Source organism: Pseudoalteromonas sp. L1 (assembly GCF_021728095.1).
In the GTDB taxonomy this organism is placed as follows: Bacteria; Pseudomonadota; Gammaproteobacteria; order Enterobacterales; family Alteromonadaceae; genus Pseudoalteromonas.
Genome location: NZ_JAKKCT010000001.1, coordinates 785,400 through 801,897, shown reverse-complemented (window position 1 = coordinate 801,897; position 16,498 = coordinate 785,400). Strand labels below are relative to the sequence as shown.

Genomic DNA, 16,498 nt, shown 5'->3' with positions numbered 1-16,498 from the left:
AAAAAAGGTACGATACAAAAAAAACACCAATGATACTATTTGTATTCACTTTGTAATCAAATGTAATTGCTCAGCAAATATTCCTATATATGAAATTTTTACAAGTTGATCACACATCATTATAAAAACCGTAATAGGTCAATAAATCTGCTAACCATAGTTATTCACAAAAACTAACTAAATAGATAAAGTTAGCTTACGAATGCATTATTAGGGGATGAATATTGTAATAAGTTCCAACTTTTAACGTTTTTTGTTGAAAAAGACTGATGAAACTTTTAAGTGCGGCTATAGACAGTGGAAAGAAATTTCTAAGTGCTAGCTTTTAAAGGAGTTCTTATTAATAACGAGAGTCAAAGTAATATAATAAGCTGTGTGTTTGATCATCCGCCCCTGTATAAGATACAGTCATTTTCCAAGTCATTACTTTTTCTGAGCATAAACCAACCATGGTATCTGCATGCCAGTAATTGGCGCCCTTTTTAAACTGCAAAGGTATGTAACCCATGTACATAGTCACGCCTTCAAGTTTTGCTGAATTGATACTTGCCCCTTCAGGAAGCTTTAAATTAATTGTAAATGGGGTTTCAGGAGAAATGTTAGGTACTGATAGCCAAATTTCAGTTTTATCAGCAAATAAGCAATGGTCATTATTTTTACAGGTTGCAGATACACTTGCCTCTTCTATACTTTCCCTATCACAAGCAGTCGCTAAAAGGCACAACGTTAAAAGAAGCGGGATGTTTTTCATTTTTATTAGCCTGTAAAAATAAAACGGATACTAGTCAGCTGTGCTGTAAAAAACAACTATGTTAAATCGAATGACTTAAAAAAACACAATGGCTGACAAAAAATAACCAACAAAACGTTAAAATTTGATTGATGTCATAATTTTATGCAATTGACCTATCTTTTTAAGGTCAAAAATTTTATCATTTCCATCGCAAAAATAAGGGTTTCTCGAGTTTGTTTTCTGAAGTTAACGTCTTTGGCTAGCTTTGGGTAACACGCTTGTGAAGTAATAGTAGGGCCCGCTTATTTTACAGTAGGTGGGTAATTCATTTCTAAACGCATTAATTGCAGCGGAAGCCAGAAAATGAGCCAAACAGTAGCATCACAAACTGAGTACAACTATAAAGTTGTACGCCAATTCGCTATTATGACAGTGATTTGGGGCATCGTTGGCATGAGTGTTGGGGTTCTGATTGCTGCCCAATTAGCTTGGCCAGCACTTAACTTTGATACACCATGGTTAACATACTCTCGACTACGTCCGTTACATACGAACGCAGTAATTTTCGCATTTGGTACGAGTGCACTTTTTGCGACGTCTTATTACGTCGTACAACGTACGTGTCAAACGCGACTTTTCTCAGATAAACTAGCAGCCTTTACCTTCTGGGGATGGCAACTTGTTATCGTACTAGCAGCGATTACCTTACCTTTAGGTATCACAAGCTCAAAAGAATACGCAGAACTAGAATGGCCAATCGATATTCTTATCGCGGTTGTTTGGGTTACCTATGCGGTTGTATTCTTTGGTACGCTAATCAAACGCAAAGTGTCGCACATTTATGTTGCGAACTGGTTCTACGCTGGTTTCATTATTACTGTCGCTGTATTACACATTGTAAACAGCATGGCAATTCCAGTTTCACTCACTAAATCATACTCTATCTACGCAGGTGCGGTAGATGCGATGGTTCAGTGGTGGTACGGTCATAACGCTGTTGGTTTCTTATTAACTGCAGGTTTCCTAGGTATGATGTACTACTTCGTACCTAAACAAGCAGGTCGCCCTGTTTATTCATACCGCCTATCGGTAGTTCACTTCTGGGCACTTATCTCTTTATATATTTGGGCTGGTCCTCACCACCTTCACTACACGGCTCTACCTGACTGGACACAAAGCTTAGGTATGGTTATGTCAGTTATCCTATTCGTTCCATCTTGGGGTGGTATGATCAACGGTATCATGACGTTATCAGGTGCTTGGCATAAACTACGTACTGACCCAGTATTACGTTTCTTAGTTGTTTCTCTATCTTTCTACGGTATGTCTACGTTTGAAGGCCCGATGATGGCTATCAAGTCAGTTAACGCGCTTTCTCACTACACTGACTGGACTGTAGGTCACGTACACTCAGGTGCGCTAGGTTGGGTTGCAATGATTTCTATTGGTGCTATCTATCACCTAATCCCTGCACTATTCTCACAAGGCCGTATGTACAGTGTTAAATTAGTTAACACGCACTTCTGGTTACATACTGTGGGTGTTGTTCTATACATCGTAGCAATGTGGATCTCAGGTGTTATGCAAGGTCTAATGTGGCGTGCAGTAAACTCAGACGGTACGTTAATGTACAGCTTCGTACAGTCTTTAGAAGCTTCATACCCGTTCTATATCATGCGTTTCCTAGGCGGTGTATTCATCGTAACAGGTATGCTAATTATGGCTTACAACGTTTATCGTACTGTTGCTGCGAAAAAAGACTCGCTGCAATTAGACGCTGACGCACAATTGGCATAACGGAGTAGAACGATGAGCAATAATAATTCACAAAACAAACACGAAATAGTCGAAAAAAATGTTGGCCTAATGGCTATCTTGACTGTCTTCGCAATCAGCTTTGGTGCACTTGTTGAAATTACTCCACTAATGTTCCAAGACGATACAACTAAACCTGTTGATGGCCTACGCCCTCTTACAGCTTTAGAAATGGAAGGTCGCGACATTTATGTACGTGAGGGTTGTTACAACTGTCACTCACAAATGATTCGTCCATTCCGTGACGAAGTTGAGCGTTACGGTCACTACTCTGTAGCTGGTGAATCAGTATGGGATCACCCATTCCAATGGGGTTCTAAGCGTACTGGTCCGGACCTAGCTCGTGTTGGTGAACGTTATTCAGACGATTGGCATCATGCTCACTTAATGGATCCACGTGCTGTGGTTCCAGAGTCAAATATGCCAGCGTTTCCTTGGTTAGACGAAAACAGAGTCGATACGACCCATACTCTTAAAAAGCTTCAAATATTCCGTGATAGTTTCGGGATCGACAAAGCGAGTAGCCGTTACGACGGTAAAGGTTATGGAAGCGACGAAGAGCTACAAGCTGACATTGCGAAAATCGAAGCCATGAACAATGGTGAAGGCGCAACTGAAATGCAAGCTCTAATTGCTTACTTACAACAGCTTGGCACACACTTGAAGTAATTATTATGGATTACGGAACATACAGAGGCATTTTGACTCTGGTAATTTTAGTACTGTTTATTGTGATTGTTGTATGGGCATACAGCAAGCGTAGCAAAAGTCGTTTTGATGACGCTGCCAATGCCATATTTGAAGATGAAAAAAAACACAACAACACAATCTCTAACGAGGAAAAGGAGTCTGAGAAATGACTAGCTTTTGGAGTATATGGGTTATCGTTTTAACCCTTGCGTGTCTTGCTATCATCTTCGGCCTACTTCTGTGGAACTTAAAAAACTACACAGGTGTTAAAGAAGGTGAGAGCTGTGGTCACGAGTTTGATGGCATTGAAGAGCTAAACAATCCACTACCAAAGTGGTGGACTTACATGTTCTTCGCGACATTTATTTGGTCTGTGTACTACCTTGCAGCTTACCCAGGTTTAGGTAACTGGGAAGGTTTAGGTAAGTGGACAAGTTCTAACCAAGGTATCACCTCTTTAGAAGAGTCTAAAAAGGCAACTGAACAAGCATTAGCTAATGGTGAAAACGTTCAATTAGACCAAGAGTTTATCGCAGCTGATGAGCGTTTCGGCCCTATCTTTGAAGCATTTGCTAAACAAGATATTGAGACACTTGTTAAAGATGAAAAAGCGCTTGAAATTGGTCAACGTTTATTCTCTCAAAACTGTGCGCAATGTCATGGTTCAGATGCACGTGGTGGTCAAGGCTTCCCTAACCTAACAGATAACGATTGGTTATATGGCGGCACACCAGATAAAATCAAAGAAACACTTCTTCATGGTCGTGTTGCTGCGATGCCACCTTGGGGTGATGCATTAGGTGAGCAAGGCATTAAAGAAATGACAGCTCACGTACTAAGCCTATCTGGCCGTACTGTTAACCAGAAAGACGCTGAAGCAGGTGCAGCTAAGTTTGCAATGTGTGCTGCGTGTCACGGTGCTGACGGTAAAGGTTCAGTAGCTCATAACTTACCATTTGGTGCACCTAACCTAACTGATAACATTTGGTTATATGGTGGTTCTAAACGTGCCGTTGAAGAAACACTTATCAATGGCCGTGCAGGTGTAATGCCAGCATGGAAAGACATTTTAGGTGAAGACAAAGTACACCTGTTAACAGCGTACGTTTACAGCTTGTCACAAGAAAAATAACCACGCGGTTAATAAAATGTATATTCAATTAATCTTTTAATTCAATAGATTAATTAAGATCAAAAAAGCCTCCATCTGGAGGCTTTTTTTTAGTCTTTTGCTTTTAGATCCGATAAAATGCGTACAACGTTTTTAAAGGTAGTAAGTACTATGAACCCCACTCCTTGGTATAAAAATTTTTGGCCTTGGTTTTTAATCTCTTTTCCACTTGCCGCTATTATTGGTTGTGCTGGCCTTATTTATATGGCTATAGGCAACGGACCCGACATGGTTGTTGATGACTATTATAAAAAAGGCAAAGCTATCAACCTTGAACTCAGTAAATTTAACAAAGCAAAGGCGCTCTATTTACATGGTGACTTAAATGTGACCGGCGACAAAGTAACCTTCACTTTTACCAAAGGCGATGCAAGTAATGTGCATTCTTTAAAAATGTCATTTTATCACCGCACCATTAAAGCAAACGATTTTGATGTTAGCCTGATGAAAAACGCCCATGGCGATTTCACAGCCCTATTAGATGCGCATGTAAATGGTGCTTACACAGTGTTTATTGAACCTATTGATGGTAGTTGGAAACTAAAAGAAGATATTATTCTACCAACTGAAGAAACAATTTCGATTAGCCCTGAATATAAGTAGTAAACTCTGATGTCTGATAATTGCTTTCATTGTCTTGAAAGTGTGCCAAAAGGCTTTAATGCGACTGTCGAAATAGATGGTAAGGCACAACCTATGTGTTGTATTGGCTGCCAAACGGTTGCTGAGAATATCGTCGCCCAAGGCATGACCGATTACTATAAATTTAGAACTGTACGCTCTGGCAAGGTAGAACAACTTGTACCAGAGCAACTGGAATTAATTAAAAGCTACGATAACGAAGATATTCAAGACGAATTTATTTCAGCCGCCAACGACTTATCTGAGGTGCTTCTCACCGTTGAAGGTATAACGTGTGCGGCATGTGCTTGGTTAATTGAAAAACAGTTACTTAATTTAAAGGCGATTAAACGTGTTGACGTAAATACATCAACTAATCGTGCCATGATCCAATGGGATAAATCGGTTACTCCACTTAGCCAAATTATCACCTCATTACATGAAATCGGCTATAAAGCTTATCCATTTCAGGCTGACCTTGAAGCCAGTCAAAAACAACAAGCTGCCAAAGCGTACATTCGCCGTTTAGGTGTTGCGGGTCTAATGACCATGCAGGTCATGATGTTCGCTTTTGCCATGTATTTTGGCATGTTCTCGGGCATGGAAGAAGACTTTGAGCAATACTTTCGCTGGATAAGCCTAGTACTCGCATCACCGGTTATTCTATACAGTGCCCTACCATTTTTAACCAATGCCATTAATGGGTTAAAAGCCAAACAGTTGAACATGGACTTACCCGTATCTTTAGCTATTTTTGGTGCTTACGGGGCAAGCTGTTATGCCACTTTAATGTCTGTTGGCGAAGTTTATTTTGAATCTATCTGTATGTTTACCTTCTTATTGTTACTGGGTAAATATTTAGAGTTTAGAGCTCGTTTAAAAGCCAGTGAGTTTACAGCTAACCTACAAAAACTACTGCCTCTTACCGCCCGCATTATCGATAAAAACAATCAAGAATCGATTATTGCCGCTAAAAAGCTAAAACTAGGTGATATTGTTTTGATCAAGGCGGGTGAAACCATCCCTGCCGATGGTGTCGTGGTCAAAGGTAAAACAACCGTAGATGAAGCCATGATGACAGGCGAGCACCAACCTGTTAATAAATTTGTCACCCATCAAGTTTTCGCTGGCACCATTAACCATGATGGTGTGATCAGTATTGAAATTAACAAAATTGGTCAAAACACACTGCTTAATCAAATTATTAGGCTACAACACACAGCACTAACCAAGCGACCAAGATTAGTTGAAATCACTGATAAAGTAGCACAGTGGTTTGTTGCTTGTTTATTACTGTTTGCCTCAATGACAGCAATTGGTTGGTATCAAATAGACCCTGAGCATGCTTTTTGGGTTACTATTTCTGTACTTGTTGCAACCTGCCCTTGTGCGCTTAGTTTAGCTATTCCAACTGCGCTAACTTGTGCGGTTGCCAGTCTAACCAAACGCGGTATCTTGATTAAACAAGCTCATGTGTTAGAAACGCTACCACAATTAACAGATATCGCCTTTGATAAAACAGGCACCTTAACGCAAGGTCGTTTCACTATAGAGCGAGTTGAGCTAGTCAACACTCAGTACAGTGAAGCTGATGCATTACGCTTAGCAGCCCAACTTGAGAGCTTCTCTGAGCACCCGATTGCTAATGCATTCGCTGGTTTTAACGACACAGTAAATCAAATCGAAAATGTTACCATCGAGCCTGGCAAAGGCATTACAGCTGAGCTTAATGATCAACACCTTGCGATAGGTAAAAGTGGCTGGTTTGATACTGACAAAGCGGATGCACAAGCAACCTTATATATCAACAAACAAGTAATTGCTCGTTTTTATTTGGCTGACAGCTTACGTGATAACGCAGAAAAATTGATTTCCAACCTTCATTCACAACAGCTCAAGTGCCATATGTTAACGGGCGATGCGTCAAACAGTGGTGAGCGACTCGCAAAACAGCTAAATCTTGATACCGTGCATGCAGCATGCAGCCCTCGCGACAAACAAACCCATGTTGAAGCACTTGCAGATAAAGGTGCCATTGTTGCTATGGTGGGTGATGGTGTCAATGACAGCCCTGTATTTGCCAGCGCGCATTTGTCTATTGCCATGGAAACAGGCGCTGATATTTCCAAAAATACTGCTGATGTGGTATTACTCAACAGTGACTTAAATGCAATCGAACACTTGCTAACTGTATCGAAAAAAACACGTCGAATAGTGAAGCAAAACTTGGCATTGTCACTCATTTATAATGGTTCGATTTTACCACTAGCTGCACTTGGCCTCGTTGCGCCTTGGATGGCTGTAATTGGTATGTCTGCAAGCTCCATTCTGGTTATTACTAACTCATTAAGGTTATTAAAACTATGAGTATTATCTATATGCTAATCCCTATTGCTATATTATTTGTGATTATTGCAATTGGCGTTTTCTTTTGGGCTGTAAAAAGCGAACAATTTTCTGATTTAAACAAGCAAGGTCACAGCATCTTGTTTGAAGACGATAAAGAGCAACATAAAAATAGTAATGATTGACCCCCTATTCATCAGCGCTTTTGTTATGGGTTTGCTCGGCAGTGGGCATTGTCTTGCTATGTGCGGTGGCATAGCAAGCAGTTTACAGCTTGCTGCAAAAAAGCAACAAGCTGTAAGTTATTCTGTTGCTTACAATATTGGCAGAGCACTAAGTTATATGCTTGCTGGCGCACTGGTCGCTGGGATAAGTAGCAAATTTGCCGCTCAAAATTCTCAATTAGCCATTGTCTTATCCTTCCTCAGCGGCATATTCATGTTACTCGTTGGAATTTACATTATGCGCTTGGCTGCCACTTTACAATGGCTTGAGAAACTAGGAAAAACTTTTATATGGCAGCATTTAGTCAAACTAAATCGCCATCTTCTGCCGGTTGACTCCCTACCAAAAGCATTATTATATGGTGCATTATGGGGCTGGCTTCCTTGTGGCTTGGTTTATTCAGCGTTAACATGGGCATTAACAAGCCCATCAGCAGCACATGGTGCCGGTGTTATGCTCTTTTTTGCACTAGGTACCTTCCCTGCAATGGTCAGTATTGGACTAGTTAGTCATAAAATAAACACTTTTTTAAACCATGTTTGGACTAGGGTTATTCTAGGAAGTGTAATAATATGGTACGGTATATACTTATTAATTATAGCAACCGATAAACTCGTTCATTAGTATTCGTGTTGTTAACTTATTTGAATGGATTGGATGTATGGACTTTTCTCAAAACAAGTCAAAAAGCTTATGTACGATTAGCTGCAATAATTGCAGTATCAGTCAGCTATGTTTGCCATTTTCACTCAATGGTCAAGAGATGGATCGACTTGATGAAATTATTGAACGTAAAAAGCCACTCCACAAAGGCGATTACCTTTTCGAGTCTGGAGCAAGCCTTAATGCAATCTATGCGGTACGCTCAGGATCATTCAAATCTTATACACTCTCTGAGCAGGGTGATGAACAAATAACGGGGTTCCACTTAGCCGGTGATCTCGTTGGTTTTGATGCTATAAATAAAATGGCACATCAAAGCTTCTCACAAGCACTTGAAACTTCAATGGTATGTGAAATTCCATTTGATACTCTTGATGAGTTAGCAGGTAAGCTCCCTAAACTACGTCAGCAAATTATGCGCTTGATGAGTAACGAAATTAACTATGACCAAGAAATGCTGTTACTACTCAATAAAAAATCTGCCGAAGAACGTTTAGCCAGCTTTATTTTTAATCTTGCTGAACGTTTTGGCGAACGCGGCTTTTCACGTAAAGAGTTTCGTTTAACCATGACACGCGGAGAAATTGGTAATTACTTAGGCTTAACCGTTGAAACGATTAGTCGCTTACTTAGTCGCTTCCAAAAAGCAGGGCTTATCAAGGTTGAAGGCAAGTTTATTACAATTTTAGATCAACAAGCGCTGGCTACAACTGCTGCTATCAAATGTAAATAGAGTTTGATTTAGCGCAACTTTATCTGGCTTGCCCCTTTAACTGTTCTGAATATAGGTTACACTCAACGTATACTTTTTGCGGAACAGTTAAGGAGCAGCACATGGACGCAATTAAACGAATCTTAGCAGTTATAGACCCAACTAAAGAACATCAACATGGCTTAAGCCGTTCAATTGATTTAGCCAAAAAATCTGGCGCCACCATCACCGCATTCCTCAGTATCTATGATTTTTCTTATGAAATGACCACAATGCTTTCTAGTGATGAGCGAGAAGCCATGCGCGAAGCTGTTATCAAAGATAGGCAAGTCTGGTTAGATGAGCAAATTGCACTCTACCCTGAACTTAGCATAGAGTCGTGTGTTGTTTGGCATAATCGCCCTTACGAAGCGATTATTAATACTGTTATTAATGATGGATTTGATCTTGTCGTCAAAGGCACACATGAACATGACACTCTAAAATCGGTTATTTTCACTCCCACTGATTGGCACCTTATTCGTAAGTGCCCTGCCCCTGTATTACTCGTTAAAGAAAAAGAGTGGCCGGCTCAGGGCAATATTTTAGCTGCCGTTAATGCCGTAACTGAAAATGAACAACATCTAGAGCTAAATAAACGTATCATAAATGACGCCCGCTTTATTTGTGACCTCGCAAATGCGCAGCTTAATCTTGTAAATGCTTACCCAGCAACGCCGGTAAACATTGCCATTGAAATCCCCGAGTTCAACCCAGGCGTTTATAACGAATCAGTAAAGAAACATCATTTTGAATCAACCTTAGCGCTTGCAAAGAGCTTTTCAATTAGTGAAGAACACTGTCATATTGAAGAAGGTTTACCTGAAGACGTTATTCCTGATGTTGCCGCTAAGCTAAACAGCGAATTAGTTGTTATTGGCACGGTAGGACGCACAGGTTTGAGCGCCGCCCTCGTTGGCAACACAGCTGAGCATGTAATTGATAGTCTTGATTGCGATGTATTAGCACTTAAACCTGATGGCTACATTAGTCCTCTTGCAAAATAATTAACCGTGCAAAGGGTAACTAACAATTGTTGTTTTCCCGCGCTTCCAATATAATACGCCCCTTTATTTTACCCATGTATTTTTAAGGGGGCGTAGTGTCTCACTCAGTAGAAGCTAAAGCGCAATATAACTTTAATAAGTTACAAAAACGCTTACGTCGATTAACCGGCCAAGCCGTGATGGACTTTAACATGATCGAAGAAGGCGATCGTATCATGGTATGTTTATCAGGTGGTAAAGACAGCTACACTCTATTGGATACGCTGCAACATTTGCAACGCGTTGCGCCAATTAAGTTTGACTTATTTGCAGTCAATCTTGATCAGAAGCAACCAGGCTTTCCTGAGCATGTGTTACCCGAATACCTAGACAAGCTTGGTATTGAATACAAAATAGTTGAAGAAGACACCTACAGTATTGTCACCGATATTATTCCTGAAGGTAAAACAACTTGCTCGCTTTGCTCGCGACTTCGTCGTGGTATTTTATATCGTACAGCAAAAGAGATGGGTGCAACCAAAATAGCCCTTGGGCATCATCGTGATGACATGATTGAAACGCTTTTCTTAAACATGTTCTATGGCGGTAAATTAAAGAGTATGCCTGCTAAGTTAATGAGTGATAATGGCGAGCACATGGTTATTCGCCCACTTGCTTATTGTAAAGAAACTGATATTGAAAAATATGCAGACCGTATGGCGTTTCCTATCATTCCTTGTAACCTGTGTGGTTCACAAGAAAATTTACAACGTAAACACACTAAAGCAATGCTTGCAGAGTGGAATAAACAACACCCAGGCCGCATTGAAAGTATTTTTACAGCAATGCAAAACGTTGTACCGTCACACCTAGCTGACAATGCGTTATTTAACTTTAAAGACCTTCAAACCGGTGAAGTAATTGATGGCGGTGATATCGCTCTAGATAAGCCTGATATCCCAAAACAGCCTGCACTTGAACAAGAACAGGAAAATAACGTAGTAACAATTAACTTAAGCTAAGCAACTCTATTCATTATGCTAAAAAGGAGAGCCATTCGCTCTCCTTTTTAATTTTAGAAAACACAAATCGTCTAATTCACTTTCGCTCCTAATTGAGCTGCTTTGTTAAGCCACGCTTTTCTTTTATCATTACTAGAGTTTATAACGGGCCCAAAGTATGTGGTGGCTTTATTTTTTATTCCTGAAAAGTCCAAAATACAATGTTTAAAGTTTTTATAGATGACATTCCCTTGTATGTATTTGTACCAAAAAACGGGGGTATCCAAGGTTACTAACAACTCTGATGTACGGCCTTTTAATAATTTTTGCGGTATTGATTTACCCTCAACATATTTAAACGAAAAGCCTGGTAAAAAAACTCGGTCAATCGCCCCTTTAAACTTAGCAGGCATGGTCCCCCACCAAACAGGGCTAACTATCACAATATGCTCGGCCCAAAGGATTTTCTTTTGCAGATCAGCTAAACAAGGCTCTAACTCTATCACTTCATCGTAGCCTTCTGCTAAATTTATTGCAAAATTCAAATCCCCGATATGAACTTGTTTCACATCGTGTTTTTTTATGGCAACAGCGGCATATTGCTCTGCTAAAGATTTACACAAGCTCGTTGATTTAGGGTTTGCATTAATTACTAATATTCTTTTCATACACTTATATATCCATTTACAGTAAGGATACAGTGTAAACTCTCACCTAAGGGTGAGAGTCAAGTTCTTGAATACACTTATCAATTGAAATTCGGTAATTTTTAATACGCTCTCTTTGGAGTTCAAGCTGCTTTATATTTTCTTCAACTAGAGCTTGCTTTTGAATGAGGTAATGGCTGACTGCCTGCCAATCAAAATCCTCATTTTCTCCCTTTAAAGCAACCATATCTGACAAGGCTACACCCAGAGTTTGAGCCTCTTTTATTAGTTTGATTAGATGAATATTCTCTTGGCTATAAACTCGATACTTCCCTCGGCGAGAAACAGTCAGTAGCCCGACTGATTCATAGAGTCTTATAGCTCTTTGTGTTGCCCCTGTGAGTTTTGACGCCTCATTGATATACATTCGAACTTCCTTATTCATCAAATCAATTTATATAACACGCTTTATTGTATTTATTTGAGCGTGTTAGCTATTAACAACTGCCATATTAAATACTTAAAGAGTGGTTTAAAATCAATAAAAAAGGACCTGTTAAGATCCTTTTTTGAAAAGTTAACTATGCTGGCAAATGTGCACTGCCAAATATTATTTCGCAATCCAAGGAGTTGCACTTAATAACGCTCCATTATTACTTAGACGAGTTTCATCCTCCTCCCAGTCGTCAGTAACATTAATAAAACAGCGGTTTTCTTTACAGCTTACTCCATCTGCCGACATTGCATCTGTGCTATCAAACTTCAACACAACGCCTTTTTGTTCAGGTAACAGGAACCACATTAGTTTGCTCACAAAAAAACCTGAAAGGTCGGAGAGTAGTTCATCAAATTCTTGGTCAAGAGCAAATAGATTCGCTTTTGTTAATGTAAACTCATCCAGTTGTGTTGCCTCAATCTGTAACTTAAGCTGACAATCATGTTTAGGATTCATAGGCTGTACCACAATCACAGCTTTGTCAGTATCTAACTGTTTATCAAAAGGCAGTAAAAGCTGCGCTTGCTCAGTATAAGTTAGATCAAACTCCTGCTGTTCAGTTATGATTTTTCCTGATTTAATTGTACATACTTCATTGCTAGCAATATCCGTTAAATAGAAATTCACTTGTGCATATTGAAATTCACCTTTATTGACCACTTTTAAGCGGTCATAAAAACCATCATAAGCTACAACAAACTCACTCGCCGCGACCTTGAAGCTTGAAAAGCTTAAAGCCGCAACAGTGCCAATTACTTTCAACCATGAAAACGTTTTATTCATCAAAGTATGCTCTGTTTTGATTAATCATTGTGTTTAATTCTTCTATGTACGCTTCACCACGCTCAGAGTATGACATCAACCCGTGTGTTAGCTTCGTCGCTTCAATAGGTTTTTGCTGACGTCGCAAGTCTTCGCGAATTGAGCGTAAATCTGAATATGCTGCGTGGGTATTAATATTTTTAAAATAAGAACTGACTGCTGCACGCACAGACTTAAATGCAGTAACTTCGTGTGCGGCTTCATTTGCACGGCGTCGAGGAACCATGCCACAGCCCTTTTTGTAGCACCACTGGCCAAAAAAGTTTAAGCCAATTCTTGCAAAGCGAGATGTTCCCCAAGCTGACTCATTTGCAGCCTGCATGAGTGCAAGTTCTTTTGGTATGATATCGACACGCCGTAATGCTCGTGTAAGTGATAAAACATCCAGTGAGTTAGATAACTTGTAGCTAGCTAAGATTTTTTTAATATCTTGTTTTTGCTTGTTAGATAAAGGCTCATTAAACTCAAGCATCATGCGGGCAATTTCTAACGTTGCACGTTGCTGTAAAATCTTTTTATTTTCAGCTTCAATGTGTGGACGAATAAAATCAAAAAATGCATGCTTTTTTTCTTTTACATCTGTAAAGCTCGAAAAGTCAGGCAGCTTTACATTATGTAAAGGTTTCTCTTTTTTTTGTACACGTTGTGTTCCTTTTTTTGTGCTGTCTGATTGTTCTACGCCTTCAACAACATGGTCTGTATTTATAAATGGATAAAGTAATGCCCAAGTAAAGAAAGCGGTAATTAAGCCTCGAAAAAGGTATTTAAGCATGTATTCTCTCAAGTAAACAACAACTCTGTGCGGCAACGTCACGCACACATAAAAGCGAATTATATCAAAGGGTATTTTTTTTGGCGAATTTCACTAAAAAGGTTACTTAATAGCCTTACAATTTATTTAGAGCTTCAAGTAATTAGCTCGCATTTTTCAAGTGCTTGCGTATACTAAAAGGCACCTGAGCGAGTAATTACAAGGTTCTTTTTATGTGCCAATATTGGCAAGCCCGTATCATTGATCAACAAAAATATCGCCCAAATGATAACCGTTCTGCGTGGCAAGTAGACAGATCGCGTATCATACACGCAGCCGCATTTAGGCGTTTACAGGCAAAAACGCAAATAATGGGCATTGGCCTTAATGATTTTTACCGAACTCGCCTTACACATTCTCTTGAAGTTGCGCAAATTGGCAGTGGCCTACTTCGACATTTAAAAACGCAACACGCTAATTTTAAACATTTTCCCAGTGCAAGTTTACTTGAAACTCTATGTTTAGCTCATGATATAGGCCATCCCCCTTTTGGACATGGTGGGGAAATAGCACTTAACTTTATGATGCGTGAAAATGGTGGATTTGAAGGCAATGCGCAAACATTAAGAATCGTCTCTAAACTGGAACCATATAGTAATGGTTTTGGTATGAACTTAACACGCCGCACTTTACTTGGGTTTATCAAATACCCAGCGTTTATTGATGATTTATGGCATACATTTCCACCTTTAAATGAAAAAAGAAGCTTTATAAAAGCAGATCATTGGCGCCCTGCTAAAGGGTTATATAAAGATGATCAAGATGTATTTAACTGGATAATCGCCCCTCTGTCAGGCGATGATAAAAAGCTTTTGTCTAGTCATTACCAAGCCGATGAATTTAGAGCTAGAACCCATTATAAATCACTCGACGCTGCAATTATGGAGTTGGCTGATGACATTGCCTATGCCGTGCACGATCTCGAAGATGCCATAGCGACAGAAGTGCTTACCCTTTCAGATTGGCTCAATCACGCTCAACTACAATTAGAAGCCCTTAATTCACCTTGGTTAAACGAGCACTTAAATTCAATAACCAAACGGCTATTTTCAGAATACGAGTATGAGCGCAAAGATGCCATCGGAGAGCTGGTTAACACCTTTATTATTAATGCTCAGTTAGTAGTTCAAAACGCTGATTTTGAATCGGAAATATTGCAATACACAGTCAGCTTACCTGATGAATTTGCAGCCATTCTCAATGTCCTAAAGCATTTTGTATTTAAACGCTTAATTCGTGAACCCAAAATGCAGCAAGTTGAATTTAAAGGACAAAACCTATTGATTGAGCTGTTCAGTGCTTTTGCCAGTGATCCTATGCGTTTGCTACCCGAAACAACCCAAGAAATGTGGTTGAATGCTCATGATAAGCAAGAAAACTCAATGCGCATTATTTGTGATTATTTATCAGGAATGAGTGATGAATACGCATATAAGACCTATCAACGATTATTTCTTCCAGTTAGTTAATCATTTTTTGTGTGTGTCTAAAAGTTGGTCTAGTCTTAAGTAATTAGAACTAAATAACAAATTTTTCACGCATTAAATGAACATGGATTGCAATAATGCTTCAACGATACATACTACTTAGTGCAATACTAGCTCACTCCCCAATGAGCTATAGCACTGACACCCTTCCCGACCCATTACTTAAAGAACGCGAGATTATTATTAAAGATGCCTCAAAGTTTGATTGGATCCGCTTAAATTCAGGCGAGTGGCTCAAGGGTGAACTCATATCAATGTATGACAAAGAACTTGAGTTTGATAGTGACATACTCGATACACAAATTATAGACCGCGAAGATGTCTACATGATTATATCTGAACGCCACCACACGGTACGTTTTAATGATGGTTATGAACTTAGCGGTAGTTTAAATATTTCAGGTGGTTATGTACGTGTTGGTGATTCTCCTGCCAAATACCGCTATAACGATCTTGTGTCGATTGCTCCATCGATTGACAGTGAGTTAAGTGCATGGACAGTTAAAATATCGCTCGGCGCTAATTTATCACGCGGTAATACTGACCAAACAGAATACTCTGCGCAAGCTGATATAAAACGCCGCACTGCTTCGAGCCGTTTCCTCGCTGAGTTTTTAGGTTATCGTACAACCAATGACAATGAAGTCACTAAAAACAACATTCGGGCCAATGGGACATTCGACTGGTTTTACACACAAAAAATGTATTTTCGCCCTATTTTCTTTGAGTATTACCGTGACCCATTTCAAAATATTGCCAATAAATACACTATAGGTGCGGGTGTTGGTTATTATGTCATGGATACAGATAAAACTGAGTGGGACTTTTCTACAGGTCCAGCATTTCAGAAAACTCAATTTGATACTGTGGCGGTTGATGAAGACGAAAGTAATTCATCCATGTCGTATTTTTTTGGCACTAATTTTGAGCATGAAATAACGAAAAAAATAGATTTTACATTTAACTATCGTTACTTATTCGCTGATGCCGATTCAGGCGGAGATTCCCAGTATGCTATGGCTAGCTTTGAAACTGAAATCACCGAAGATATCGATTTTGATGTGTCACTCGTATGGGACTATCTAGCTGAGCCAATTGCTGATGAAAACGGACTCGTGCCAGAAAAAGAAGATTATAAAATGATATTCGCGTTGGGTATCGATTTGTAAGTGTCTTAACTCAAACAATCACGCCGAGTAATTGCTCGGTGTGATTGTTTAGCCATATTACCTG

The 16,498-nt window shown here is 39.5% G+C and carries 18 protein-coding genes; 13 read left to right on the top strand and 5 right to left on the bottom strand.

The features are described from left to right. Positions 1-340: 340 nt before the first annotated feature. Positions 341-751 (bottom strand): hypothetical protein, encoded by a 411-nt coding sequence (locus L3V38_RS03795; protein WP_237118419.1) that lies wholly within the window; start codon positions 749-751, stop codon positions 341-343. 345 nt (positions 752-1,096) lie between these two features. Here L3V38_RS03795 and ccoN point away from each other — a divergent pair, with 345 nt between their 5' ends. The 11 genes from ccoN to ttcA all read left to right on the top strand — a co-directional run bounded on the left by ccoN (position 1,097) and on the right by ttcA (position 11,023). After that, entirely contained in the window at positions 1,097-2,530 is a 1,434-nt protein-coding gene (ccoN, locus tag L3V38_RS03790; protein WP_062569267.1) for a cytochrome-c oxidase, cbb3-type subunit I, read from the top strand. Positions 2,531-2,542: 12 nt separating this feature from the next. Beyond that, positions 2,543-3,217 carry a cytochrome-c oxidase, cbb3-type subunit II gene (ccoO, locus tag L3V38_RS03785; protein ID WP_062569268.1) on the top strand — a complete coding sequence of 225 codons (675 nt, stop codon included), beginning with the start codon at positions 2,543-2,545 and terminating at the stop codon, positions 3,215-3,217. A gap of 5 nt (positions 3,218-3,222) precedes the next feature. Next, positions 3,223-3,408: a cbb3-type cytochrome c oxidase subunit 3 gene (locus tag L3V38_RS03780; protein WP_062569269.1), complete on the top strand. Its 186-nt coding sequence runs from the start codon at positions 3,223-3,225 to the stop codon at positions 3,406-3,408. Continuing rightward, entirely contained in the window at positions 3,405-4,370 is a 966-nt protein-coding gene (gene ccoP / locus L3V38_RS03775; protein WP_062569270.1) for a cytochrome-c oxidase, cbb3-type subunit III, read from the top strand. The genes L3V38_RS03780 and ccoP overlap by 4 nt, the downstream gene beginning before the upstream one ends. A gap of 150 nt (positions 4,371-4,520) precedes the next feature. Beyond that, positions 4,521-5,012, top strand: a complete 492-nt coding sequence (locus L3V38_RS03770; protein WP_237118418.1) for a FixH family protein — start codon at positions 4,521-4,523, stop codon at positions 5,010-5,012. Between the two features lie 9 nt (positions 5,013-5,021). After that, on the top strand, positions 5,022-7,397 hold the full coding sequence (locus L3V38_RS03765; RefSeq protein ID WP_237118417.1) for a heavy metal translocating P-type ATPase: 2,376 nt from the start codon (positions 5,022-5,024) through the stop codon (positions 7,395-7,397). Further along, a complete protein-coding gene (ccoS, locus tag L3V38_RS03760) occupies positions 7,394-7,561 on the top strand; it encodes a cbb3-type cytochrome oxidase assembly protein CcoS (RefSeq protein WP_130150058.1) in 168 nt (55 codons plus the stop codon). The genes L3V38_RS03765 and ccoS overlap by 4 nt, the downstream gene beginning before the upstream one ends. Then, positions 7,554-8,225, top strand: a complete 672-nt coding sequence (locus L3V38_RS03755; RefSeq protein WP_237118416.1) for a sulfite exporter TauE/SafE family protein — start codon at positions 7,554-7,556, stop codon at positions 8,223-8,225. Before ccoS ends, L3V38_RS03755 begins: the two co-directional genes overlap by 8 nt. A gap of 37 nt (positions 8,226-8,262) precedes the next feature. Continuing rightward, entirely contained in the window at positions 8,263-8,997 is a 735-nt protein-coding gene (locus L3V38_RS03750) for an FNR family transcription factor (protein WP_062569274.1), read from the top strand. 101 nt (positions 8,998-9,098) lie between these two features. Further along, a complete protein-coding gene (gene uspE / locus L3V38_RS03745) occupies positions 9,099-10,022 on the top strand; it encodes a universal stress protein UspE (RefSeq protein WP_130150059.1) in 924 nt (307 codons plus the stop codon). Positions 10,023-10,117: 95 nt separating this feature from the next. Continuing rightward, entirely contained in the window at positions 10,118-11,023 is a 906-nt protein-coding gene (ttcA, locus tag L3V38_RS03740) for a tRNA 2-thiocytidine(32) synthetase TtcA (protein WP_130150060.1), read from the top strand. 71 nt (positions 11,024-11,094) lie between these two features. Here the strand turns inward: ttcA and L3V38_RS03735 are convergent, their stop codons facing one another. From L3V38_RS03735 to L3V38_RS03720, 4 genes are all read right to left on the bottom strand, one after another. Continuing rightward, on the bottom strand, positions 11,095-11,670 hold the full coding sequence (locus L3V38_RS03735; protein ID WP_237118415.1) for an NAD(P)H-dependent oxidoreductase: 576 nt from the start codon (positions 11,668-11,670) through the stop codon (positions 11,095-11,097). Between the two features lie 46 nt (positions 11,671-11,716). After that, the gene (locus tag L3V38_RS03730) at positions 11,717-12,076 is read right to left on the bottom strand and encodes a MerR family transcriptional regulator (protein ID WP_130150062.1); all 360 of its coding nucleotides are present in this window, start codon (positions 12,074-12,076) and stop codon (positions 11,717-11,719) included. A 183-nt stretch (positions 12,077-12,259) separates the two neighbouring features. Further along, positions 12,260-12,928 (bottom strand): DUF2987 domain-containing protein, encoded by a 669-nt coding sequence (locus L3V38_RS03725; RefSeq protein WP_237118414.1) that lies wholly within the window; start codon positions 12,926-12,928, stop codon positions 12,260-12,262. Further along, positions 12,921-13,739 (bottom strand): glucosaminidase domain-containing protein, encoded by an 819-nt coding sequence (locus tag L3V38_RS03720; protein ID WP_237118413.1) that lies wholly within the window; start codon positions 13,737-13,739, stop codon positions 12,921-12,923. The genes L3V38_RS03725 and L3V38_RS03720 overlap by 8 nt, the downstream gene beginning before the upstream one ends. Before the next feature lie 212 nt (positions 13,740-13,951). Between L3V38_RS03720 and L3V38_RS03715 the strand changes: the two genes are divergently transcribed. Beyond that, on the top strand, positions 13,952-15,247 hold the full coding sequence (locus L3V38_RS03715; RefSeq protein WP_237118411.1) for an anti-phage deoxyguanosine triphosphatase: 1,296 nt from the start codon (positions 13,952-13,954) through the stop codon (positions 15,245-15,247). Positions 15,248-15,342: 95 nt separating this feature from the next. Next, positions 15,343-16,434: a DUF481 domain-containing protein gene (locus L3V38_RS03710; protein WP_237118410.1), complete on the top strand. Its 1,092-nt coding sequence runs from the start codon at positions 15,343-15,345 to the stop codon at positions 16,432-16,434. The last annotated feature ends 64 nt before the right edge of the window (positions 16,435-16,498 follow it).